This window comes from Paraburkholderia phymatum STM815 (assembly GCF_000020045.1).
Classification (GTDB): Bacteria; Pseudomonadota; Gammaproteobacteria; order Burkholderiales; family Burkholderiaceae; genus Paraburkholderia; species Paraburkholderia phymatum.
Window position 1 is genome coordinate 491,994 of record NC_010622.1, and the last position, 23,787, is coordinate 515,780.

At 62.4% G+C, this 23,787-nt stretch carries 18 protein-coding genes, 1 tRNA gene and 2 pseudogenes; 12 read left to right on the forward strand and 9 right to left on the reverse strand.

All coding sequences use genetic code 11. The features are described from left to right. Positions 1 to 163 precede the first annotated feature (163 nt). Positions 164 to 1,312, reverse strand: a complete 1,149-nt coding sequence (gene dgoD, locus BPHY_RS02165) for a galactonate dehydratase (protein ID WP_012399852.1) — start codon at positions 1,310 to 1,312, stop codon at positions 164 to 166. 234 nt (positions 1,313 to 1,546) lie between these two features. Here dgoD and BPHY_RS02170 point away from each other — a divergent pair, with 234 nt between their 5' ends. After that, on the forward strand, positions 1,547 to 2,260 hold the full coding sequence (locus BPHY_RS02170; RefSeq protein WP_407671194.1) for a FadR/GntR family transcriptional regulator: 714 nt from the start codon (positions 1,547 to 1,549) through the stop codon (positions 2,258 to 2,260). A gap of 12 nt (positions 2,261 to 2,272) precedes the next feature. Here the strand turns inward: BPHY_RS02170 and BPHY_RS02180 are convergent. Next, positions 2,273 to 2,994 (reverse strand): annotated as a pseudogene (locus BPHY_RS02180) (EmrB/QacA family drug resistance transporter); the annotation flags it as partial. Between the two features lie 11 nt (positions 2,995 to 3,005). On the opposite strand from BPHY_RS02180, the pseudogene BPHY_RS02185 reads away from it, so the two are divergent. Beyond that, positions 3,006 to 3,383: pseudogene (locus BPHY_RS02185) on the forward strand (MarR family winged helix-turn-helix transcriptional regulator); the annotation flags it as partial. Positions 3,384 to 3,506: 123 nt separating this feature from the next. Here the strand turns inward: BPHY_RS02185 and BPHY_RS02190 are convergent. From BPHY_RS02190 to BPHY_RS02205, 4 genes are all read right to left on the reverse strand, one after another. Beyond that, positions 3,507 to 3,583: transfer RNA gene (locus BPHY_RS02190), tRNA-Met, on the reverse strand. A gap of 87 nt (positions 3,584 to 3,670) precedes the next feature. Then, positions 3,671 to 5,329, reverse strand: a complete 1,659-nt coding sequence (locus BPHY_RS02195; RefSeq protein ID WP_012399855.1) for an MFS transporter — start codon at positions 5,327 to 5,329, stop codon at positions 3,671 to 3,673. Between the two features lie 227 nt (positions 5,330 to 5,556). Next, on the reverse strand, positions 5,557 to 7,104 hold the full coding sequence (locus tag BPHY_RS02200; RefSeq protein ID WP_012399856.1) for a sensor histidine kinase: 1,548 nt from the start codon (positions 7,102 to 7,104) through the stop codon (positions 5,557 to 5,559). Between the two features lie 8 nt (positions 7,105 to 7,112). After that, positions 7,113 to 7,874: a response regulator transcription factor gene (locus tag BPHY_RS02205; RefSeq protein ID WP_012399857.1), complete on the reverse strand. Its 762-nt coding sequence runs from the start codon at positions 7,872 to 7,874 to the stop codon at positions 7,113 to 7,115. 246 nt (positions 7,875 to 8,120) lie between these two features. Here BPHY_RS02205 and recA point away from each other — a divergent pair, with 246 nt between their 5' ends. The 9 genes from recA to BPHY_RS02250 all read left to right on the forward strand — a co-directional run bounded on the left by recA (position 8,121) and on the right by BPHY_RS02250 (position 19,625). Then, positions 8,121 to 9,197, forward strand: a complete 1,077-nt coding sequence (recA, locus tag BPHY_RS02210) for a recombinase RecA (RefSeq protein WP_012399858.1) — start codon at positions 8,121 to 8,123, stop codon at positions 9,195 to 9,197. 7 nt (positions 9,198 to 9,204) lie between these two features. Further along, positions 9,205 to 9,993: a recombination regulator RecX gene (gene recX, locus BPHY_RS02215; protein WP_012399859.1), complete on the forward strand. Its 789-nt coding sequence runs from the start codon at positions 9,205 to 9,207 to the stop codon at positions 9,991 to 9,993. 170 nt (positions 9,994 to 10,163) lie between these two features. Continuing rightward, positions 10,164 to 10,901 carry a DUF2889 domain-containing protein gene (locus tag BPHY_RS02220; protein WP_012399860.1) on the forward strand — a complete coding sequence of 246 codons (738 nt, stop codon included), beginning with the start codon at positions 10,164 to 10,166 and terminating at the stop codon, positions 10,899 to 10,901. A 55-nt stretch (positions 10,902 to 10,956) separates the two neighbouring features. Next, the gene (gene sucC / locus BPHY_RS02225) at positions 10,957 to 12,126 is read left to right on the forward strand and encodes an ADP-forming succinate--CoA ligase subunit beta (RefSeq protein ID WP_012399861.1); all 1,170 of its coding nucleotides are present in this window, start codon (positions 10,957 to 10,959) and stop codon (positions 12,124 to 12,126) included. A 114-nt stretch (positions 12,127 to 12,240) separates the two neighbouring features. Further along, complete coding sequence (gene sucD / locus BPHY_RS02230; protein WP_012399862.1) at positions 12,241 to 13,122, forward strand: succinate--CoA ligase subunit alpha; 882 nt, start codon at positions 12,241 to 12,243, stop codon at positions 13,120 to 13,122. Positions 13,123 to 13,282: 160 nt separating this feature from the next. Continuing rightward, positions 13,283 to 13,996 (forward strand): TerC family protein, encoded by a 714-nt coding sequence (locus BPHY_RS02235; protein WP_012399863.1) that lies wholly within the window; start codon positions 13,283 to 13,285, stop codon positions 13,994 to 13,996. A gap of 150 nt (positions 13,997 to 14,146) precedes the next feature. Next, positions 14,147 to 14,764: a pilin gene (locus BPHY_RS02240; RefSeq protein WP_012399864.1), complete on the forward strand. Its 618-nt coding sequence runs from the start codon at positions 14,147 to 14,149 to the stop codon at positions 14,762 to 14,764. A 1,239-nt stretch (positions 14,765 to 16,003) separates the two neighbouring features. Next, on the forward strand, positions 16,004 to 17,710 hold the full coding sequence (gene ltrA, locus BPHY_RS02245) for a group II intron reverse transcriptase/maturase (protein WP_012399865.1): 1,707 nt from the start codon (positions 16,004 to 16,006) through the stop codon (positions 17,708 to 17,710). Between the two features lie 124 nt (positions 17,711 to 17,834). Continuing rightward, entirely contained in the window at positions 17,835 to 19,625 is a 1,791-nt protein-coding gene (locus BPHY_RS02250) for a PglL family O-oligosaccharyltransferase (protein ID WP_012399866.1), read from the forward strand. 86 nt (positions 19,626 to 19,711) lie between these two features. Here BPHY_RS02250 and moaC read toward each other — a convergent pair whose 3' ends face one another. Further along, positions 19,712 to 20,188, reverse strand: a complete 477-nt coding sequence (gene moaC / locus BPHY_RS02255; RefSeq protein WP_012399867.1) for a cyclic pyranopterin monophosphate synthase MoaC — start codon at positions 20,186 to 20,188, stop codon at positions 19,712 to 19,714. Positions 20,189 to 20,386: 198 nt separating this feature from the next. Between moaC and BPHY_RS02260 the strand changes: the two genes are divergently transcribed. Continuing rightward, complete coding sequence (locus BPHY_RS02260; protein ID WP_012399868.1) at positions 20,387 to 22,075, forward strand: M48 family metalloprotease; 1,689 nt, start codon at positions 20,387 to 20,389, stop codon at positions 22,073 to 22,075. Here BPHY_RS02260 and BPHY_RS02265 read toward each other — a convergent pair. Further along, positions 22,072 to 22,668 (reverse strand): DUF2946 family protein, encoded by a 597-nt coding sequence (locus BPHY_RS02265; RefSeq protein WP_012399869.1) that lies wholly within the window; start codon positions 22,666 to 22,668, stop codon positions 22,072 to 22,074. The genes BPHY_RS02260 and BPHY_RS02265 overlap by 4 nt on opposite strands. Further along, positions 22,661 to 23,749, reverse strand: a complete 1,089-nt coding sequence (locus BPHY_RS02270; RefSeq protein WP_083775835.1) for a hydrolase — start codon at positions 23,747 to 23,749, stop codon at positions 22,661 to 22,663. The genes BPHY_RS02265 and BPHY_RS02270 overlap by 8 nt, the downstream gene beginning before the upstream one ends. Between the last annotated feature and the right edge of the window lie 38 nt (positions 23,750 to 23,787).

Here is a 23,787-nt window from a genome sequence, read left to right on the forward strand (position 1 = left end):
ACTCCCAAGGTGTCGCGCGTCAACTGTGTAACGTAACTGTTACGCCGCTCGTGAGACCTGCGGCCCTCGTGCCGTTGCAGCTACACGGTTGTCAAATGACAAGATGACCAAACGCCGCCCGTAGGCGGCGTTGTGCTTCATTGGCGATCCCGTGCGCCGTTGCTTACCACTCGGCGACGCTGCCGTCCGCGTGACGCCACACCGGGTTGCGCCAGCGATGGCCCACCTTCGCCATTTCGCGCACTTTCTCCTCGTTCACTTCGATGCCAAGACCCGGCCCTTGCGGGATCGACACGAAGCCGTCTTCGTACTTGAAGACCTCCGGGTTCTTGATGTAGTCGAGCAGATCGTTGCCCTGGTTGTAGTGAATGCCGAGGCTCTGCTCCTGGATGAACGCGTTATAGCTGACGGCATCGATCTGCAGACACGTAGCCAGCGCAATCGGGCCGAGCGGGCAGTGCAACGCGAGCGCGACGTCGTAGGCTTCCGCCATCGACGCGATCTTGCGGCATTCCGTGATGCCGCCCGCGTGCGATGCGTCCGGCTGGATGATGTCGACGTAACCGCCCGCGAGAATGTGCTTGAAGTCCCAGCGCGAATACAGACGTTCGCCGAGCGCGATTGGCGTGCTGGTCTGATTGACGATGTCGCGCAGTGCCTCCGCGTTCTCTGACAGCACGGGCTCTTCGATGAACATCAGCTTGTACGGATCGAGTTCTTTCGCGAGCACTTTCGCCATCGGCTTGTGCACGCGGCCGTGGAAGTCCACGCCGATGCCGACGTTCGGGCCCACCGCTTCACGCACGGCCGAAACGTTGTTGATCACGCCTTGCACCTTGTCGAACGTGTCGATGATCTGCAACTCTTCGGAGCCGTTCATCTTCACGGCTTTGAAGCCGCGCTCGACGACGGCGCGCGCGTTGTTCGCGACGTCGCCAGGACGGTCGCCGCCGATCCACGAATACACCTTGATGCGGTCGCGCACCTGGCCGCCGAGCAGCGTGTGCACGGGCACGCCGTGGAATTTACCCTTGATGTCCCACAGCGCCTGATCGACACCCGCGATAGCGCTCATCGAGATCGGGCCGCCGCGATAGAAGCCGGCGCGGTACATGACCTGCCAATGGTCTTCGATGTTGCGTGGATCTTTGCCGAGCAGATAGTCGGAGAGTTCGTCGACGGCAGCAGCGACGGTGTGCGCGCGGCCTTCGACCACCGGTTCGCCCCAGCCGACAATGCCTTCGTCGGTCTCGATCTTCACGAAACACCAGCGCGGCGGAACGATGAAGGTTTCAATTTTGGTGATCTTCATTGGGGTGTCTCCTTGGCTTGCAGATGCTAATTGCGGTTGTTGGCCCGCACCGTGGCCGCGCGTCCCACTGTGTGGACGCCGCTTGTGCGACCGTCGAGGAACGACATCCTACATCAAAATCGCCGTAAAATACTATTAATAGTATTATTCGGTGCATGGATTTCGCGGCGACGGTGGGTTTCGCGCCCGCAATCGCCGATAATCGCGGGCGATCCACGTCGCCGTTCGGGCGGCATCGGGCAAATATCAAACAGCTTCGGGAGAACCGACATCCAGCGAGATCTGCACGGCCGCGTCGCGTGGCTGCTTGGCACAGCCATCCTGCGCGGCGACTACGCGCCCGAATCCGTCTTGCCGCGCGAAGCCGAGTTGATGGAGACATTCGGGGTAAGCCGCACGGTGTTGCGTGAAGCGTTGCGCACCTTGACGTCGAAGGGGTTGATCGAATCGCGGCCGCGCGTTGGCACGCGCGTGCGTCCAAAGCACGCATGGAATCTGCTGGATGCCGATATGCTCGACTGGTATTCGCGTGTGGCGCCCGCACTGGATTTCGCGCTAAAACTGCAGGAAATGCGCGAGATGATCGAGCCTTATGCGGCCGCGCTCGCCGCTGCATCGCATAGCGACGCCACGTTCGGCGCGCTCGATGCCGCGCATTCGGCGATGGTCGCGGCGCGCAATGTCGATGAATGGGTGCGCGCCGACCTGCAATTTCATCTGAGCGTGCTGGCCGCGTGCAGCAACGAATTGCTGGTGCCGCTCGGCACGCTGATTGAGCGCACGCTCGAGGCGCAATTGCGTCTGAATGCGAAGCGAGCCGAGGTGTTCAATGCGTCGCTGGCCGAGCATACGGCAGTTTTCGAGGCCATCCGCGATCGCGATGCGCCGCGCGCGCGTCACGCAATGGCATCGCTGCTCGGCGTCACGCGCGGACGGATCGAAGGCTGATTGACGGCGGGATCAATCCATCGGCGCGTGCGTGACCGATTCGTCGGGCGCCTTGCGCGACGGGCGGATCAGCAACACGAGAGGAATCACGAGCAGCGTCGCGACGAACATCAGCTCGACGTCGTACAGATACGCGATCATTGCGGCCTGCTGCGTGATCGACACGTCGAGCACGGCCATGTCGGTGCGCGAACCCGTGTCGTGCATCGGGCGAACGATGGGGTTGAAGGCCGGCACGTTCGCGGCGAGAACGTCAGCGCGCTCCGCGGCTCGAACACCAGGTCAAGACCGAAGCCCTGGAACACGCCCGGCCACACGATGTCCGACGTCGCCAGCAGGATCGTATATTGCATCGTCTGCCACAGCGCGAACGCCGACACGACGAAGCCAGTCAGCAGCATCAGCCGCGCATCGATATGTCTGAGGGGGCGTCCCGCGACCAGCATCGCGATCATCGTTCCCGCGCCGCTCGGCGCCGTCACCAGACCCCTCGTGGCGACGGCATAGTTCATCCGGTTTTGCAGCATCGGCGGCAGCAGCGCGCGTGTCGCGTACACCACCGCGCCGATGATGAAGATGAAAAACGTGCCCGTTGCAAAGTTGCCGTCCTTCAGCAGTTCGTACTTGAAGAACGCTGTCTTGCCGACGGTTGCCGCATGCGCGGCGAAGAACGCGAAGCTGATCGACGCGATCAGCGCTTCGATCACGATCTCGTGCGAGCCGAACCAATCAAGCTATTCGCAACCGCTTCGACGATCTCGCGCGGCTGTCGATCGATCTCACGCGCGCGCAGTGTCACGCTCTCGCGTATTTGTCTTTCTACGGCGATATCAATCAGGCGCGGCTCGCGGATCTGCTAGAAGTCGCGCCGATTTCGGCTGGGCGGCGACTGGACAGGATGGAGGAGGGCGGCTGGATCGAACGGATCGGCAATCCCCGTGACCGGCGCGAAAAGCAGATACGCATGACTGACAAGGCCGAGAAGACGCTGGATAAAGCGAAACGGGTTGGCGATCAGGTTGCGGCTGAGGGCTTGAGCGGGCTGACCGAGGACGAGGCGAAGCAGATCATTTCGTTGCTGCGGAAGGTGCGGGGAAATCTGACGCGGATCGTGGATCGGTGAGGTGATCTGCTTTGTGCGTGACCGTGGCGGCAGCGCCGTCTTTGATCTCTTTTCCACGATCTGCTCGAACAGCTCGGGAAATGAAAAAGCCGCTGTTTCGTGAGAAACAGCGGCTTTCGCATTTGGTGGCGAATCAGGGACTCGAACCCCGGACCTGCGGATTATGATTCCGTCGCTCTAACCGACTGAGCTAATTCGCCGAAGAAGGCAGATTATGAAGATGCCGCCGGGGGCTGTCAACCCCCGCGCGGCAACTTTTTGCGAGAACTCCAGCGCACCCGATTCGCTCAGTCCTGAGCGTAAATGTTGGAGTCCTTGGTCTCCCGCACGAAAAGCAGACCGATCACGAACGTGCCGAGCGCGATGATGATCGGATACCACAGCCCTGAGTAGATGTTGCCCTTCGCCGCTACGATCGCGAACGCCGTCGCCGGCAGGAAGCCGCCGAACCAGCCATTGCCGATGTGATACGGCAGCGACATCGACGTGTAGCGGATCCGCGTCGGGAACATCTCGACCAGCATCGCCGCGATCGGCCCGTACACCATCGTCACGTAGATCACGAGAATCGTCAGGATCACGACGGTCATCGGCCAGTTGATCTGCGACGGATCGGCCTTCGGTGGATAGCCCGCGGACTTCAGCGCCGTGCTGAGGTTCTTGTCGAACGTCTTGCCGGCTTCCTTTGCGTCGGCAGCTTTACCGTCGAAGGTGTCGATCGTCGTATCGCCCACCTTGATCTGCGCCAGTGTGCCTGCCGGAGCCGCCACGTTGTCGTAGTTCAAACCGGCTTTCGACAATGCGCTCTTCGCGATGTCGCACGACGTCGTAAACTTCGACGTGCCCACCGGGTTGAACTGGAACGAGCATTCGGTGGGATTGGCGATCACGACGATGGGCGCCTTCGCGGTTGCGGCTTCAAGCGCCGGGTTGGCGTAGTGCGTCAGCGCCTTGAAGAGCGGGAAGTACGTCAGTGCGGCGATCAGGCAGCCTGCCAGGATGATCGGCTTGCGGCCGATGCGGTCGGACAGCGAGCCGAAGAACAGGAAGAACGGCGTGCCGATCAGCAGCGCGATCGCGATCAGGATGTTCGCGCTTGCACCGTCCACTTTCAGCGTTTGCGTCAGGAAGAACAGCGCATAGAACTGGCCCGTGTACCAGACGACCGCTTGGCCGGCCGTTACCCCAATCAAGGCAAGAATGACAATCTTCAGATTCTTCCACTGGCCGAACGCTTCAGACAGCGGGGCCTTTGACGTCTTCCCTTCAGCCTTGATCCGTTCGAAGGCCGGCGACTCGTGCAGTTGCAACCGGATCCACACCGAGATGCCGAGCAACACCAGCGACGCGATGAACGGAATGCGCCAGCCCCAGGTGCCGAATGCGTCTTCGCCCATCGCCGTGCGCACGCCGAGAATCACGAGCAGCGACAGGAACAGGCCGAGCGTCGCCGTCGTCTGGATCCACGCGGTGTAGAAGCCGCGACGGTTGGCGGGCGCGTGTTCAGCGACGTACGTCGCCGCGCCGCCGTACTCGCCGCCGAGCGCGAGGCCCTGCAGCAGACGCATCGCGATGAAGATCACCGGCGATGCCATGCCGATGGCCGCATAGCCGGGCAGGAAGCCGACCACACAGGTCGACAGACCCATGATGACGATCGTGATCAGGAAGGTGTACTTGCGGCCGACCATGTCGCCGAGTCGTCCGAACACCAGCGCCCCGAACGGACGCACCGCGAAACCGGCCGCGAAGCCCAGCAGGGTGAAGATGAAGGCGGCAGTCGGATTGACGCCGGAGAAGAAGCTCTTGCTGATGAAGGCCGCCAGCGAGCCGGCCAGATAAAAGTCGTACCACTCGAAAACCGTGCCCAACGATGACGCGAAGATTACCCGTTTCTCTTCTTTCGTCATCGGCGCGTGCGAGATTTGCCCGCTTACGGTAGCCATATGTCGTCTCCATATTGATATCGGTCGCGGTTCGCCTGGTCAGGCGATGCCGTGTAGCGATTATTGGAGCGGAAACTTACGGCGTTCTGACTTCCCGAGCTCGATTGTGAGAACGCCTCTCATTGGCTAAGTGTGGTCAATTATCGTGCAAAATCAAGTCTTCTTCGCTCTATTTTCTCGAAATTGCGCATATTCTATTGCTGGCCAAGGCGCTCGAAACTGACGGGTTAGGGTAAGTCCCGTGCACGATCGATCGTCCGCAAGCTGACACGGACAAGTGTGCCGGCGAGGCGCGGCGACGCCTGATAGACGTTGTCCTCGATGGTGAGCGTGCCGCCGTGCATCGTCGCGATTTCACGGACGATTGCGAGGCCGAGTCCGCTGCCGTCGCCTTCGCGCCCGAGAATCCGGTAGAAGCGCTCGACGACGCGCTCGCGTTCGGCGGCCGGAATGCCCATCCCCGTGTCCTCGACTTCCACATGGACGAGGCGCGCCGCCACGTCGCGCCGCACCCGCACCGTGATCCGTCCGCCCACGGGCGTATAGCGGATCGCGTTGTCGATCAGGTTGGACAGCATTTCGCGCAGCATGACAGCATTGCCTTCTACTTCGACGGATTCTTGGGACGTTTCCGGCCCCTCGTAACCGAGATCCATCTGCTTCGCGAGTGCAGCCTGGACCCAGTCGCGTACCGCGCTGCGCGCCACCTCGCCCATCTCGACGGGCGTGAAGATCTGCCCGGTCATGCGGTTTTCCGCGCGTGCGAGCGCGAGCAGTTGCGTGACGAGGCGGGCCGCGTGCTCCGAACTCGTCGCGATCTGCTCGAGCGAACGATGTACTTCCGCCGATGCGTCCTGTCTCAGCGCCAGTTCGGCCTGCGTGCGCAAGCCGGCAAGCGGCGTTTTCATCTGATGTGCGGCATCGGCGATGAAGCGCTTTTGCAGTTCCATGTTCTGTTCGAGGCGCGTCAGCAGGTCGTTGAAGGATGTGACGAGCGGTTCGATTTCGGGCGGCGCGCGGCGGGCTTCGAGCGGGGACAGGTCGTCGGGACGGCGGGCGCGGATATGCGCCTGCAGCGCGTGCAGCGGAGCGAGACCGCGCGACAGACCGAACCAGACCAGCAGGATCGCGAGCGGCAGGATCACGAACTGCGGCAGGATTACGCCCTTGATGATGTCGTTGGCGAGCGCACTGCGCTTGTCGAGCGTCTCGGCTACCTGGACGAGCACGGGCTGGGCGCCCGGCGTCTGCGGAAATTCGACGGTGGTATAGGCAACGCGGATGTCATTGCCGCGCAGCATGTCGTCGCGGAATTCGACGATGCCCGGCTGCGGCCGGTCGTCCTCCCGCGGCAGGGGCATGTCCCGATCGCCCGCGACCAGTTCGCCGCGTGCGCCCAGCACCTGATAGAACACGCTGTCGATATTGTCGGCGCGGAGAAAATCGCGGGTCGACTCCGGCAGCGTCAGTTCGGCGACGCCATTTACAGGCTGAATCTGCCGCGCGAGCACATAGGCGTCGGTTTCCAGCGCGCGGTCGAACGGTCCGTTGGCGATCGACTTCGCGACCAGATATGTGACGGCGAGGCTCATCGGCCACAGCAGCAACAGCGGCGCGAGCATCCAGTCGAGGATTTCACCGAACAGCGAACGAGGACGCGTCTCCGCCTGCGCCTCGGTTTCGTCGGGCGGTGCAAACGGATTCGCGTAGCGCGCGTCGCGGACTTCGTCGAGATCCGCCGCGTGCGCCGTGGCGCGTGGTGCGCTGACGGACATGGAGCGCCTTACTTGAAGTGGTGGCTTGCGGGCATGGCAGCGGACGGGTCGGAAGGCTCGGCCCCCGTTGTCTGCGGCGCCGCCTGAGCGGCGTTTTGCGCTGGCGCGGCCTTCTCGAGACAGTAACCCAGCCCGCGCACCGTGATGATGCGCACTCCGCTCGGCTCGATCTTCTTGCGCAGCCGGTGCACGTAGACTTCGATCGCGTTGTTGCTGACCTCTTCGCCCCATTCGCAGAGATGGTCGACGAGCTGCTCCTTCGACACCAGCCGCCCGATCCGCTGCAACAGGACTTCGAGCAATCCTAGCTCACGCGCCGACAGATCGATAACCTGATCGTTGGCATAGGCAATTCGACCGACCTGATCGAAGGACAGCGAGCCATGCTTGACCACTGTTGGGCCGCCGCCCGCACCGCGCCGGGTGAGCGCGCGCACGCGCGCTTCGAGTTCATTGAGCGCAAAGGGCTTGGCCATGTAGTCGTCGGCACCCAGATCGAGACCCTTGACGCGCTCGTCGACGCTATCCGCCGCAGTGAGGATAAGCACGGGCAGATTCGAATTGCGTGCGCGCAGCCGCCGCAGCACTTCGAGACCTGACATTTTCGGCAGGCCGAGATCCAGAATGAGGAGGTCGAAAGTCTGCATCGACAGTGCGGTATCGGCTTCCGCGCCCGTCTTCACGTGGTCGACCGCGTATGCCGATTGGCGGAGTGATCGAACGAGACCGTCCGCGAGTATGCTGTCGTCTTCGGCAATGAGAATTCGCATGATGCGCCCTGCCCGGCCGGCACCGGGGCGCTCCGGCGCACAGCGTCTCCGAAAAATTTGTGGGTAGTTGGGTGTTGTCCGTTTGCGCATGTGGACATCCGCATGCGAAACGTGCTTGCCAAAACTACTGTTTTTTTATACAGTGTCTGGGTTTAGCGTGCTGGTTGTTCGAGTCGCGTTCAAAACGCGCTCACAACGGCCATCACACCTGCCTCAGACGCCGTTCATCATAGCAAAGGACGATTCATGGAAGAAAGCAAGAAAGGCTCGGCTGGACTGACTGCAGAAAAGAGCAAGGCACTTGCTGCCGCGCTTGCGCAGATCGAAAAGCAGTTCGGCAAAGGGTCGGTCATGCGGCTCGGCCAGGGTGAGGCAGTCGAAGATATCCAGGTGGTTTCCACGGGATCGCTGGGCCTCGACATCGCGCTGGGCGTCGGCGGTTTGCCGCGTGGCCGTGTGGTGGAAATTTATGGCCCGGAATCGTCGGGTAAGACCACGCTGACGCTGCAGGTCGTCGCCGAAATGCAAAAGCTCGGCGGCACGGCAGCGTTTATCGACGCGGAACACGCGCTCGACATTCAATACGCGCAAAAGCTCGGCGTGAACGTCAGCGATCTGCTGGTCTCGCAGCCGGACACGGGCGAACAGGCGCTCGAAATCGCGGACGCACTCGTGCGTTCGGGTTCGATCGACATGATCGTGATCGACTCGGTTGCGGCGCTCGTGCCGAAGGCCGAAATCGAAGGCGAAATGGGCGACTCGCTGCCGGGCCTGCAGGCTCGTCTGATGTCGCAGGCGCTGCGCAAGCTGACGGGTACGATCAAGCGCACGAACTGCCTCGTGATCTTCATCAACCAGATCCGCATGAAGATCGGCGTGATGTTCGGCAACCCGGAAACCACCACGGGTGGTAACGCGCTGAAGTTCTACGCATCGGTGCGTCTGGACATTCGTCGTATCGGTTCGATCAAGAAGAACGACGAAGTCATCGGCAACGAAACGCGCGTAAAGGTCGTGAAGAACAAGGTGTCGCCGCCGTTCCGCGAGGCGATCTTCGACATCCTGTACGGCGAAGGCATCTCGCGTCAGGGCGAAATCATCGATCTCGGCGTGCAGGCGAAGATTGTCGACAAGGCGGGCGCCTGGTACAGCTACAACGGCGAACGTATCGGTCAGGGCAAGGACAACGCGCGTGAATTCCTGCGTGAAAACGCCGACATCGCACGTGAAATCGAAAACCGTATTCGCGAATCGCTTGGCGTGAATGCGATGCCGGCGAATGCCGTCGTCGATGCGGACGAGGAAGTAGGCGAAGCGGAGTAATCGTCGCGTGATACGCAAGGGCCGCTCCGCCTCCCCGAATGCGGGCGCAGGACGCAAGACGGGCGGTCCGCGTGACGACGATGCAATTGAGTCGTCGTCACGTTCTTCGAGCATTTCGGCTTCCCCAGCATCACCCTCTTTCGGCTCGTTAACCGAAGACTTCGATCCGTTCGAGACCTTCGATGCGCATGACCGAGCCGCAGGCGTCGGCCCGTCTTCTCGCGGCCGTTCTTCAAATGACGATCGCGTCGACAACGGCGAGGCAACCTATACCCGCTCGCGTCGCGCGGACGGCGAGACCAGATCCGACGATACCGCGGATAAAAAGCGCGCTTCACAACGTCCCGCCCGTTCGCTCAAAGGTCGCGCACTCGGCTATCTTTCGCGCCGCGAGTACAGTCGTGCGGAATTGTCGCGCAAGCTCGCGCCCTATGCGGAAGAGGGCGACTCAATTGACGCATTGCTGGATTCGCTCGAAAACGAAGGCTGGCTATCGAACTCCCGGTTCGCCGAAAGTCTGCTTCACCGCCGTGCGTCGCGCATGGGGGCCGGACGTATCGTCAATGAACTGAAGCGGCATGCCGTGGGCCAGGAACTCGTCGAAGAAGTCAGTGCGCAATTGCGCGAAACCGAACTGGCGCGCGCTCAGGCCGTATGGCGAAAGAAATTCGGCTCCTTACCCGAGACGCCCAATGAGCGCGCAAAGCAGGCCCGCTTCCTTGCGACGCGCGGCTTCTCGCAGGGAATCATCGGCAAGATTCTCAAGGGCATCGACGAAGATTTCGCGTCGGAATAGCCTGTCGGGCACATGAGCGGGACCATTGGTGCTCCGCAAGAAAAGCTGCGCTTAAATGTCGCGCTCCAGATGCGGAAGCCTGCTCCAGCAAGCGCCTGCGAGCTTCGGGCAGTCTTAAAAACGCAGTATGCTAAAATTCGACGGTTCTTAAATCCGGCCTTTGGTCCCGCATGCCGCTTTCTCCGCCAGTGTCCCGACAGTTGCGCCATCGCCGCGCAATCCAAGCGGACGCATACGAGCGTGAAGATGGCCTGTGGGATATCGAGGCATGCCTCACCGACGAAAAGCCACGTGACGTGAAGCTTGCGTCGGGTGTCCGGCCGAACGGCCTGCCGATCCATGAACTCTGGCTCCGCATCACGATCGATCGCAAGCTCAACGTCGTCGACGCTGAAGCGTCGTCGGACTGGGTTCCGTATCCCGGTCTGTGCGAAGCCTCGAATCCCGCCTATCGCGTCCTCATCGGGCTCAATCTTTTCCAGAACTTTCGTCGCGATGCTGCCCGTTTGCTGGCCGGCACGGCTGGTTGCACGCATCTCACCGAGTTGTGCGCAATCCTGCCAACTGCCGCCATTCAGGCGTTCGCTGGCGACGTCTGGAACACGGACAAAGGCAGGCCGGGAAGCGGAGAGCCCAATGGATCTGCAAACGCTGCAGGTGAGGGCACGCAGGGCAGCAACGGACAAGACGCCAAAGACAACGCTTCGTGCGCGCAAGCAGGCGAACAGGCAAGCGAGCAATCAAACGACAAGCCGCCATTCCAGCTGGGCCGCTGCCATGCGCTGCGGTTCGATGGCGAGGCGGTGCGACAGTTTTATCCGCGCTGGTACGGGCACGCGCCGCGTTCAGCGGATCGCGCGGATGCCGCAGCCGACGGACAGACCGTGAAGACGGCGCGTCCCGAGTGAGCGGTCCAGCCGGAAGCGAAGTTCAATCCAACTCTCAGACTGAAGGGAATCACGCATGAAGATTCACGAGTACCAGGGTAAGGAAATCCTGCGGAAATTCGGAGTCGCGGTACCGCGCGGCAAGCCGGTCTTCTCGGTGGATGATGCGGTCAAGGCCGCTGAAGAGCTCGGCGGCCCGGTGTGGGTCGTCAAGGCTCAGATCCACGCGGGTGGCCGTGGCAAGGGTGGCGGCGTGAAGGTTGCGAAGTCGCTGGAACAGGTCCGCGAATACGCGAACCAGATCCTCGGCATGCAGCTCGTCACGCACCAGACTGGCCCGGAAGGCCAGAAGGTGAATCGTCTGCTGATCGAAGAAGGCGCTGACATCAAGAAGGAACTGTATGTCGGTCTCGTGATCGATCGCGTGTCGCAAAAGGTCGTCGTGATGGCTTCGAGCGAAGGCGGTATGGACATCGAAGAAGTCGCCGCCAAGACGCCGGAAGCGATCCACAAGGTCGCCGTCGATCCGTCGAAGGGTCTGCTGGACGCGGAAGCCGACGATCTGGCGAAGAAGATCGGCGTGCCCGACGCTTCGATCCCGCAAGCACGCACGATCCTGCAGGGCCTGTACAAGGCGACGTGGGAAACGGACGCATCGCTGGCCGAAATCAACCCGTTGATCCTGACGGGCGACGGCAAGGTGATCGCACTGGACGCCAAGTTCAACTTCGATTCGAACGCTCTGTTCCGTCATCCGGAAATCGTCGCGTACCGCGACCTGGACGAAGAAGATCCGGCTGAAGTCGAAGCATCGAAATTTGACCTCGCGTACATCTCGCTCGACGGCAACATCGGCTGTCTGGTGAACGGCGCCGGCCTGGCGATGGCGACGATGGACACGATCAAGCTGTTCGGCGGCGAGCCGGCGAACTTCCTGGACGTCGGCGGCGGCGCCACGACCGAAAAGGTCACTGAAGCATTCAAGCTGATGCTGAAGAACCCGAACCTGACGGCGATTCTCGTGAACATCTTCGGCGGCATCATGCGTTGCGACGTGATCGCGGAAGGCGTGATCGCGGCTTCGAAGGCGGTCGATCTGCAAGTGCCGCTCGTCGTGCGCATGAAGGGCACGAACGAAGACCTCGGCAAGAAGATGCTGGCTGACTCCGGCCTGCCGATCATCTCGGCGGACAGCATGGAAGAAGCTGCGCAGAAGGTCGTCGCGGCCGCCGCAGGCAAGGCCTGATCGCCCCGGCGCATATCACCGGATTACGAATGGCGGCGCGCGAGCGTCGCGGGCAAAGGCTATTTGCCGCGCGAGACGCGTTGAGCGCGCCACCAAACGAACAGAGGTCAATACATGTCGATTCTGATCAACAAAGACACCAAGGTCATCACGCAGGGCATCACCGGCAAGACCGGTCAGTTCCACACGCGCGCATGCCGTGAATACGCAAACGGCCGCGAAGCATTCGTCGCAGGCGTGAACCCCAAGAAAGCCGGCGAAGACTTCGAAGGCATTCCTATCTACGCGAGCGTCAAGGAAGCGAAGGCGGAAACGGGCGCAACCGTTTCGGTCATCTACGTGCCGCCCGCAGGCGCCGCTGCTGCGATCTGGGAAGCCGTCGAAGCCGACCTCGATCTCGCGATCTGCATCACGGAAGGCATCCCCGTGCGCGACATGATCGAAGTGAAGGACCGTATGCGCCGCGAGGGCCGCAAGACGCTGCTGCTTGGACCGAACTGCCCGGGCACGATCACGCCGGACGAACTGAAGATCGGCATCATGCCGGGCCACATCCACCGCAAGGGCCGCATCGGCGTCGTGTCGCGTTCGGGCACGCTGACGTATGAAGCAGTCGGCCAGCTGACGGCACTGGGCCTCGGCCAGTCGTCGGCAGTCGGTATCGGCGGCGATCCGATCAACGGTCTGAAACACATCGACGTGATGAAGATGTTCAACGACGATCCGGATACGGACGCCGTCATCATGATCGGCGAAATCGGCGGTCCGGACGAAGCGAACGCTGCGTACTGGATCAAGGACAACATGAAGAAGCCGGTGGTCGGCTTCATCGCGGGCGTCACGGCGCCTCCGGGCAAGCGCATGGGCCACGCCGGCGCGCTGATCTCGGGCGGTGCGGATACGGCCGACGCGAAGCTGGAAATCATGGACGCGTGCGGCATCAAAGTCACGAAGAACCCGTCCGAAATGGCCCGACTGCTGAAGTCGGTGCTGTAAGAAGGGTTGCGATAAGCTCAAGAAACGCCGGTCGACGCCGGCGTTTTTTGATACTCTTGCGAAGGCCTTTCGTAAGACGCAGCGACAAGCGAGGGAGCGAGCAATTGCTGCCTCGCTTTTTTGTTGCCGTTCGCTTTCGCCACCTTCTATCCTGCTTTCCATGCTCGAATTCCTCACCACGCTTCATTGGGGCGCCGTCTTCCAGATCATCGTCATCGACATCCTGCTGGGTGGCGACAACGCCGTCGTGATCGCGCTCGCCTGCCGCAACCTGCCGCCTGCGCAGCGCACGAAGGGCGTGCTGTGGGGCACGCTCGGCGCGATCGCGCTGCGCGTGGCGCTGATTGCGTTTGCCGTCGCATTGCTCGATGTGCCGTTGCTCAAGTTCGCGGGCGGCCTGTTGCTCATCTGGATCGGCGTGCGTCTGCTCGCGCCTGCGCCGGACGCGCACGCGAACGTCAAGCCCGCCGACAAGCTGGTCACCGCGATCAAGACGATCATCGTGGCCGACGCCGTGATGAGCCTCGACAACGTAATCGCAATCGCCGGCGCCGCCGAGTCCGCCGAGCCGCATCACCGCATCGCGCTCGTCGTGTTCGGGCTGATCGTGAGCATCCCGTTGATCGTCTGGGGCAGCCAGCTGGTGCTCAAGCTGCTGGACCGCTTCCCCGCCATCGTCACGTTCGGCGGAGCGTTGCTCGGATGGATCGCGGGCGGCCTGATCATTAACGATCCAGCGGGCGACCGTTGGCCGATCCTCGACACGCCCGTGGCCGAATACGGCATGAGCATCGTTTGCGCGCTGTTCGTCGTGATCGTCGGCTACGCGCTGAAGCGGCGCAACGCCGCGCGCGTCGCCGGCGACTCGCATTGAGCACATCCACTGTACGGGCACCTTGGCCCGCACGCCATTCGCCATTCGGCTAGCCATCTGGCTGACTGCCGGCGCCAACTGCCGCTCGCTACGATCGAAGCGCCTGTCCTGATTCCCGGGGCAGGCGCTTTCGTTTCGAGGAGTCTGCTGATGATCGCTACCGTTGCCGTTGCTTCGTTGTCCACGCTTTATGCTCATCGCCCGGGCATCCGTGCGCCGCGCGTCTGGCCTGCCGCGCTCGCGCGTATCAGGCGTCTGTGGGGCTTTACGCTGATCGAACTGATGATTGTGCTGGCCATTGTCGGCGTGATCGCCGCATATGCGATTCCGGCCTATCAGGACTATCTGGCGCGCAGCCGCGTCGGCGAGGGGATGTCGCTCGCGGCCGCCGCGCAACTGACGGTGGGCGAGAACGCGGGCAGTGGCAATGCCTTCGGCAGTGGCTACGCATCGCCGCCCGCCACGCGCAACGTTCAGTCGATCCATATCGACGACGACACGGGCCAGATTACCGTCGCGTTCACCGCGCGCGTGGCGGACGAAGGCTCGAATACGATCGTGTTCGTGCCGTCCGCGCCTGACAATGCCGACACGCCGACTGCCCGCGTCGCACTGGCGAAAGGTTCCGTGCAGAAGGGAACCATCACGTGGGAATGCTTCGCGGGCGGCAAGGCAGCGTCGTCGTTGCCGGCGCCGGGATCGGGGCCGCTGCCCGTCGACGCGCCCACGCTGGCGGGAAATCTAGCGCCGCCGGAGTGTCGCAGCTGATTGGGGGGCGACGTTCGGTGACGTGAGCCCGGTATAAAGCGGCCGGACATCGATGGCCGCGGCAAAAGTTTCCGTGCTGCGGACGGATTCCGGCTTATTTCCGTCGACCCGGCGCACAGCGTAAGGATTTTTTTGTATAGTGCGCCGGTTGGTGCGACACGCACGCTCGTGTCCGTATGCCCTACGTTACGGGGCATCGACTAGAGGGTTATTGAAACGGTCTTGGCCGGATCACCATGCCCTCCGCAGGCGGCCCCCTTGTGGGCCGCAATTGAAGCAGTAGACGTGCTCCTTGTGAGCACGCTTTTTAGTGAATGCGGGACCCGGTGCAGTTGGCCGGATACCGCATTGCATTGACCTGATTACCGTCAGGTCCCGCCCAGTCAGCGGCTTCACTCCCGCCGACAGGGCGGGGTGATGTGTGCAATTCCTGCGCCAGTAGGCAACGGAGTCGCTAGACGATACGAGCGAAAGCTCGGTGTGTCATTGTTTTGCCTCGCCTGATGTCTGGGCGAGGAAGTGAACCTGCTGTACGACCAGCAGTAGCCTAGGAAGACATGCGTCACTGGCAACGGTGGGGTGTGAAGCTCTTCTGACAATGTAGCCCCCGGACGTTTCGGGCAGATTGGTTCCGTGAGGGACGGTCTGGAGACTCCCAGCAGCAAGGGGGTTGAGGAGCTAGGCTGGCTGATAAGGTTAACGTAAGTGAACTGCTGATAAACCTCGTAAGCACTGAGGAGCCAAAGCTGCTTGAACATTGGGCTCTAACCAAAAGGTACGTGGCTGGTTAATCCGCTCAACCGTCGGATTACGTCGTCACTCAGCCACCGGGGAAGAGGCAGAACCTACGTCAGTCGTGTGACATGCCGGGAACGTGGTAAGCCTGTATGGTTGCCAGCGCGGTCAGGCTGGCAGGCGAACCGCAAGGGACGCTGTTGATTGTGCAGGTATGGGAGGACGGAAAAAGCGAAGGTCGGGCTGTAATGGTCCGGATAGGGGTTGGAACATCACTCCACGCGAAAGCGGGCAGACTTCCGTCTGGTCTACCGTCGCAAGACGGCTGACTACCCTCTGTTACTTGGTTAGATGCGGGCGCATGCGCCCGTACTGTGGTTTTTGTCCGAGATATGAGTGCATGCGCTCATATTGAGGTTTCTGTTGTTCCCCAGCGGGGTGTGTCTTCCCCGCTGGGGGAGATGCGCCTTCTGCCGGGGATCTAATCCAAGGTAGGAGAGCAGCATGAAAGTATCTGGTCGAAAGACCGGATCTGCGCTTTCCCACGCGCCTGACAACTGGTACGCCGTAGATTGGCGTCGGGTCGAACGGAACGTGCGAGGGATGCAGATTCGAATTGCGAAGGCGACGCGGGAAGGTGACTGGCGCAGGGTGAAAGCCCTGCAGCGGATGCTGACCCGCACGTTGTCCGCAAAGCTGTATGCGGTGCGACGTGTTACGCAGAACCAGGGTGCGCGAACGGCTGGAGTCGATCGCGAGCTATGGGATTCGCCTGAGAGCCGATGGGAAGCCGTCGGCAGGTTGAAGCGGCACGGATATAAGGCTCTGCCATTACGGAGGGTCTTTATCCCCAAGGCGAACGGGAAGGAGCGCCCTCTGGGCATTCCGACCATGCGGGATAGGGCGATGCAAGCCCTGTATCTGCTGGCCTTGGAGCCGGTAGCAGAGTCGACGAGTGACCCGAACTCTTATGGGTTCAGGCTTAACCGTTCGACGGCTGATGCCATGTCTCAGATTTTCGTTGTCATGGCCCGTCGCAGATCAGCGCGATGGGTACTTGAAGCGGACATCAAAGGATGCTTTGACCACATCAACCACAAGTGGTTGGAAAGCAATGTCCCGATGGACAGGGTGATCCTCCGCAAATGGTTGAAAGCTGGCCTGATTTACAAAGGGCAGTTACAGGCGACGATGGCCGGTACGCCGCAGGGAGGCATCATTTCTCCGACGCTGGCAAACGTGACGTTGAACGGGCTGGAACGTGAACTGATTGCGCAGCTCACTGCGAAATTTGGAATCGGGAAGGCGAAGAAGCTGAAAGTGAACGTGGTGCGATACGCGGACGACTTCGTCATTACCGGCGACTCGAAAGAGATGCTGGAACGCGAAGTCAGGCCTTGGGTAGAAGCCTTCCTCGAAGTGCGGGGATTGCAACTATCGGAGGAGAAGACCCGGATCGTTCATATTGACGAAGGCTTTGATTTCCTTGGGTGGAACTTCCGGAAGTACTCGGGAACGCTACTCATCAAGCCAAGCAAGAAGAACGTGCAGACGTTCTATCGCAAGGTGGCGGATACGATCAGCGGTCATAAGGCGGTCAAGCAGGAGGAGTTAATTCGCCTGCTCAATCCGATACTACGGGGCTGGGCGCAGTATCACTGCCCTGTAGTGGCCAAGCAGGCGTACAGCCGCATGGAGTCGTTGGTGTTTCAGCGGCTCTGGCGGTGGTCCAAGCGGCGGCATCCGAACAAGAACGCCGACTGGGTGAGGCGGAAGTACTTTCACTCCGTTGGTAATCGGCATTGGGTGTTCGCTGCTCCTGTCATTCGCGAGGACGGTAGTAAGGGTCTGCTTGAGTTGTACCAAATCAGCGGTACGGAAATCAGGCGCCACAAGAAGGTCAAAGGGGAATTCAATCCCTTTGATCTCGTGTGGGAGCAATACGGCGAGCATCTGCGGCAGGAGCGTATGTGGGATTCGATGCGCTATCGAAAGCAGTGGGCTTCGCTGTACATGTTACAGAGTGGGCAGTGTGCACACTGTGGCTGTGCCCTGACGGACGAGACGGGCTGGCACGACCATCATCTGGAGTATCGGATGTATGGCGGTTCAGACGCTCTATCGAACAGGGTATTGCTTCACCCGGACTGCCACCGGCAAGTGCACGTTGGTAAACTTGTCGTAGCTAAGCCGGCCCCGTTGCAGCACTAACGGGGCTTCGTATAAGAAATATGTAGGCTTGAGCCGTATGCGGGGAAACTCGCACGTACGGTTCTTAGGGGGCCCCTCTTCCGCAAGGAAGGGGGGCTACCCTACCTGACGTCCCCGGTTACTCATGCCCACCCCCTTTGCACGCTATCTTTCACTGTTCATATTGGCTTGTGCGTTGATCCTGCCTTATGCAGTCGTCAATCACACGTACCCGATTCCGACCTTCTACGCCGAGTTCACCGCGCTAGCGCTCTATCTGCTGCTGGGCGCGGGTGTGGCGTTGCTCGTGTCGACCGCCCGGCCGCGCGTGGCATTCGCGTCGCCCGTCGTCGCGCTCGTGCCGCTGGGCTTCGGGCTTGTGCTGATCGCACAGTCGATCGTGCTGCCCGTGGCGCAGCCGTCGATGAACTGGCTGGGCGCCGGTTTCCTGCTCGCTGCGTTCATGGCGACGCACGCCGGTTTCGGCTTCAGCCGGGCTGATCTGACCGAAACCGTGTTCACAGCGGCGGCCTTTGCGCTGGTCGTCGGCGGGCTTTTTGCGGTCTTCTGCCAGACCATCCAGTTGTTCCACCTCGAAGTGAAGGTGACGCCGCTGGTGGTCGCGTACAGCGTGCTGACCGAGCGCAGGCCGTTCGGCAACATGGCGCAGGCCAATCACCTCGCCACCTATATCGCGTTCGCGACAGCGGGCGCGATGTACCTCGTGCAGACTCGCCGCATCAACGTGTTCATCTGGCTGCTCGTGTCGGCGATTTTCTCGGGCGGTTTGGCGTTAACGGTCTCGCGTGGTCCCTGGCTGCAAATGGGCGTGATCGTCGTCGCGGGTTTCTGGATGGCATTCGCCGAGTTGCGCCGTCATCCGTCGCGCCGCGGCAGCAATCGCCAGTGGCTGATTCCCTTGGTGCTGGCCGTGCTGTTCTTCGCGGTGAATGCGGCGATCCGATGGGCGAACCTGCACTATCACCTCGATCTCGCTCAGTCCGCTGCGGAACGCATGAAGGACGCGAGCCAGATTGCGCCGCGTCTCGCGCTATGGAAGTACGGCTGGACGATGTTCCGCACGCATCCGCTGCTGGGCGTCGGCTGGGGAGAATTTCCGCGCTATCAGTTCGATCTGGTGAAGTCGCTGGGCGGCGTGGAGATCGCCAACAACTCGCACGATATCTTCATCGATCTGCTCGCGAAGACGGGGCTGATCGGGCTGGGCCTCGTGCTGCTGGGACTCGGGGCGTGGTTCGTGCGCGTGGTGCGCGCGCCGCACACGGCGGCGCGCGTGTTCGGTCTCGCACTGATCGGCGTGCTCGTCATGCACGCGCTCGTCGAATATCCGCAGCAGTACATGTTCTTCCTGCTGCCGGCGATGTTCGTCATCGGCCTGCTCGACACGAAGCCACTGCGGTTGATTCCCGGCGGTCTGTCGTTCGGTGCCTTTCTCGTGATCGTGCTGGGCGGGCTGGCGGCGCTGTATCCCGTCTATCGCGATTACGGGCGCTCCGAAGTGCTGTACTACGGCTCGCGTCCGTTCGACCAGTATCGCGCGGATCCGTCGTTCCTGTTCGGCGCATGGGGCGAGTACGGGATGGCGACGCTGCTGCCGATGAACGCGCAAGATCTGCCACACAAGATGGCCATGCATCGTCAGGCGATGGCGCTGCTGCCCGGCGAAACGGTGCTGCGCCGCTATGCCGTGCTGCAGGCGTTGAGCGGCGACATGAATGGCGCGTTCGATACCGTGGACCGGTTAAAGATCTTCGCGGAAGAACTGCACGACTGGCCATCGCAGTTGTCGTATCTCTATGATCTGTGCGACCAGCAGAAGACGCTCGGTGCGTTCAAGGCGGAGCTCATGAAGAAGTACGGCACGCCGCCCAAGGACATCAACAAGAGCGATGAGGACGATGACGACGAGGATTGATTTCCCGTCCCGTCGTCAGAAGGAAGGCGGCGCGGCAAGAGCGCCGTTCATGCAAGGATCATAAGACACTGACGCGCGGCGGACCCTCACTCCGCCACCCAGTCCCCCGACTTCCCGCCGTGCTTCTCCATCACCTTCACGTCGGTGATGGTCATGCCCCGATCCACGGCCTTGCACATGTCGTAGACGGTCAACAGCCCCACCTGCACGGCCGTCAGCGCTTCCATCTCGACGCCCGTGCGCCCGTGCGTTTCCACCTGCACGCGGCAATGCACGGCAGGCACCGTCTCGTCGAGTTCGAAATCGACGGCGACACGTGTGAGCGCCAACGGATGGCACAGCGGAATCAGGTCGGCCGTGCGCTTCGCGCCCTGGATCGCCGCAATGCGCGCGATGCCGATCACGTCGCCTTTCTTCGCTTCACCTTTGCGGATCAGCTCGAACGTGGCGGGCAGCATGCGGATCGTGCCGCGTGCGACCGCGATGCGCTTCGTTTCGGCCTTACCGCCGACGTCCACCATATGCGCCTGGCCGGCTGCGTCAAAATGAGTGAGTTCAGGCATGGTTCGCTCCTTCAGAGGGCGCTCATCATAGCAGCGCCAGTCGGGCGCGCGGCCCGGCCGTTCACGATAACTCACAACTTCCCGCCCGCGCAGCCACGCGTATTTCGCACATCAACGCATCGCCGGCACTGGGTACAATCGCAACAGGGTCGTTCCTTCCCGCACCTTACGCCGCTTTCGATTTCGCCTCTGCCCGCAATGCGTCTGAAACGGTTTTTCGCTGTATTGGTGTCCGTCACGCTCGCCGTGCCGCCCGCGACCATCGCGCAGCCGTCGAACCTGTCGGAACTGCCGCTCGTCACCGGGCCGCTCGACACGTACGGCGGAGCGTCCGCGCCGTCCGACATCGCGCAGGGCGTGTTCGGCCTTTACGGCGGCGCGCAGACACGGTTTTCGGGCAATCCCGGCGGCAACGCGAGCCTGCATGCGCCCATGTCCACCCAACAGCTGCCCGATCTCGGCGACGGTTCGGGCGGCACGCTGACGCCGCAAGCCGAACGCAAGCTCGGCGAGCGCGTGATGCGCGAAGTCCGCAGCGATCCCGACTACATCGACGACTGGCTCGTACGCGACTATCTGAACTCGATTGCCGGCAGGCTTGCCGCGGCGGCGACCGCGCAGTACATCGGCGGCTATCGTCCCGACTTCGATCTGTTCGCGATGCGCGACCCGCAGATCAACGCGTTCTCGCTGCCGGGCGGCTTCATCGGTGTGGACACGGGGCTGATCGTCGCGACACAGACGGAGTCCGAACTCGCATCGGTCGTTGGGCACGAAATGGGGCACGTGCTGCAACGGCACATCGCGCGGATGATTACGGCGGGCGAACACAGCGGCTACGCGGCGCTCGCCGGGATGCTGCTTGGCGTGCTGGCGGGTGTGCTCGCGCACAGCGGCGATCTGGGCAGCGCGATCGCCGTCGGCGGGCAGGCTTATGCCGTCGACAACCAGCTGCGCTTTTCGCGCGCGGCCGAGCACGAGGCGGACCGCGTCGGCTTCCAGATGCTCGCGGCGGCGGGCTACGACCCGTACGGGATGGTGGCGTTCTTCGAGCGGCTCGATCGCGCGTCGATGAGTGACGCAGGCGCGCCCGCCTACGCGCGCACGCACCCGCTGACAGGCGAGCGGATCGCCGACATGGCCGATCGCGCGCGCCGCTCGCCGTACCGGCAGCCGCATCAATCGTCGGAATATGCGTTTGTGCGCGCGCGGGCGCGCGTGCTTCAGGACCGCTCGCGCAGCGAGTATGCCGACGATATTTCGCGCATGCGCTCGGAAATCGAAGACCGCACGGCGCTCAACGTGGCGAGCAACTGGTACGGCATCGCGTACGCGCAAATGTTGATCGACCGGTACGACGAGGCGGCCGCGTCGCTGGCCAATGCGCGCGCCGCGTTCGACGCGAACGAGCGCGCCGGGGGCGATTCAGTGCGCAGTTCGCCGAGCCTCGACGTGCTCTCCGTCGATCTGGCGCGGCGCTCAGGGCACAACGATGAGGCCGTACGCCTCGCTGAGCTCGCGCAAAAGCGCTGGCCGCAATCGCACGCCGTTATCGACATGCGTCTTCAGACGCTCCTCACCGCGCGCCGTTTCGGCGAAGCGCAGGCGCAGGCGCTGCGCGAGACGCGCGACGATCCGCGGCAGCCCGTGTGGTGGCGCTACCTGGCGCAGGCGAGCGTCGGCACGGGTGACGCGCTGACGCAGCATCGTGCGCTGGCGGAAAAGTTCGCGCTGGAAGGCGCGTGGCCGTCGGCAATCCGGCAACTGAAGGAAGCGCGCGACATCAAGTCCGTCGGCTACTACGACCTGGCGACCATCGACGCGCGCCTGCACGAGTTCGAGGCGCGCTACAAGGAAGAGCGCGAGGACGAAAAGAACAGCAGTTAGTGGTCGGCGGATGCCCCGGCTGCGCGGGCAGCGGGACTTGCGACGAATCCGAAGCGCCTTTCGACCTCGGACTTGCGCACAGACTCGAGTTTCAACGCGACGCCGTCGCGCCAGCGAAATTCGCCGCTTTGCCCGTCGGAGGCGAGGTCCGCATGTTCTGAGAACAGATCGAGATCGTGGTCGTGCAGGACGGCGACGCGTGCGGGCGTCGAGCGGTCCGTGAACAGAATGCCGCCTTCATCGTCGAGGTAGACAGCAGCCGGTTCGAAACCCAGGCTCGCCTGATCGGTGAGCGCGAGCGTGCCATTTGCGTGATCCGTGGCGAGCCGGACGACGAACGGCGTGTAGCCGAGTTCGACATACACACGCTGCGGCCCGTTCTGAAAGAACCATTGGCCGGCGTCGTCGGCCTCGTAGTTTCGGTTGATGAAGCCAAGCAGGGCGGTATGCCGGATCGGCTCGCCAGGTGTGCCCGCGGCCTGCGCGGCTTCGTCGCGCATGCGCCAGTTGCCGCGCCGGTCGAGCAGCAGCCAGCCGGTGCAATGCGGCACGTTCGGCCATTTGGCCAGTGCCTGCTTGACGATGTCATCCATGTTGCGTAAACGGGTCGAGATAGCCGAAGACGCGGCGCGAAAGCCAGTCGATCCGGCCGGGGAAGGGCCCCGTCATGAAGCCGACGTGCCCGCCGTGCGCCGGTTGATCGAGTTCCACCATCGATGATACCTCGCTGCGCGACGGCAGCACCGCGCCGGGGAGGAACGGGTCGTTGCGCGCATTGAGCACGAGCGTCGGCACGGTGATGGCGGGCAACAGCGGCCGTGTCGTCGCGCGGGTCCAGTAGTCGTCTGCATTGCGAAAGCCGTGCAGCGGGGCCGTTACCAAGTCGTCGAATTCATGCATCGTGCGGCTGGCAAGCACATCGTCCAGATCGAACAGGCCGGGATACTGCGTGAGCTTTTGCTGCGCCTTCAGCTTGAGGGTCTTCAGGAAGCTGCGCGTGTAGATCATACCGAGTCCCTGGGACAGCGCGCGGCCGCCCGCATGAACGTCGAGCGGCGCGGAAATCGCGGCTGCCGCGGCGATGATCGACGCGTCCTCGCGACGCTCGCCGAGCCAGCGCAGCAACACGTTTCCGCCCAGCGATACGCCCGCGGCCACGATCGGCCCGGTATGCAGTCCGCGCAGACGCCGCAGCACCCAGTCGACTTCGTTGCTGTCGGCAAGGTGATAGAAGCGCGGCAGCAGATTCATCGGCCCGCTGCAGCTGCGAAAGTGCGGCACGACGCCGTGCCAGCCTCGCGTATAAGCGGCCGCCATCAAGGTGCGCGCGTAATGCGAGTCCGAACTGCCTTCCAGTCCGTGAAACAGCACGAAGAGGGGCGCACCGGGCGCTGCACGATAGCCCGTGAGAGGATCGGGCGCGAGCCAGTCGAGGTCGATGAAGTCGCCATCGGGCGTATTCCAGCGCTCGCGCCGGTAGGTAACAATGGGGCGGCGGCCGAACAGCGCGGGAACGATGGTCTGGATGTGGCAGTTGGGGAGCCAGAGCGGTGCGCGGTAAATCATGTCGATGGCCGCTTCGACGGGTGTGCTGCCCACAGCAGCCTCCACCGCAGCCGCTGTTGCATCGAGGGCCGGTCTGGAAGCCGCTTTGTTGTCGTGGATCGTGCTCATGCCAACACCGGTATTCAGGCGAAGCCCCGAGCGGGAGC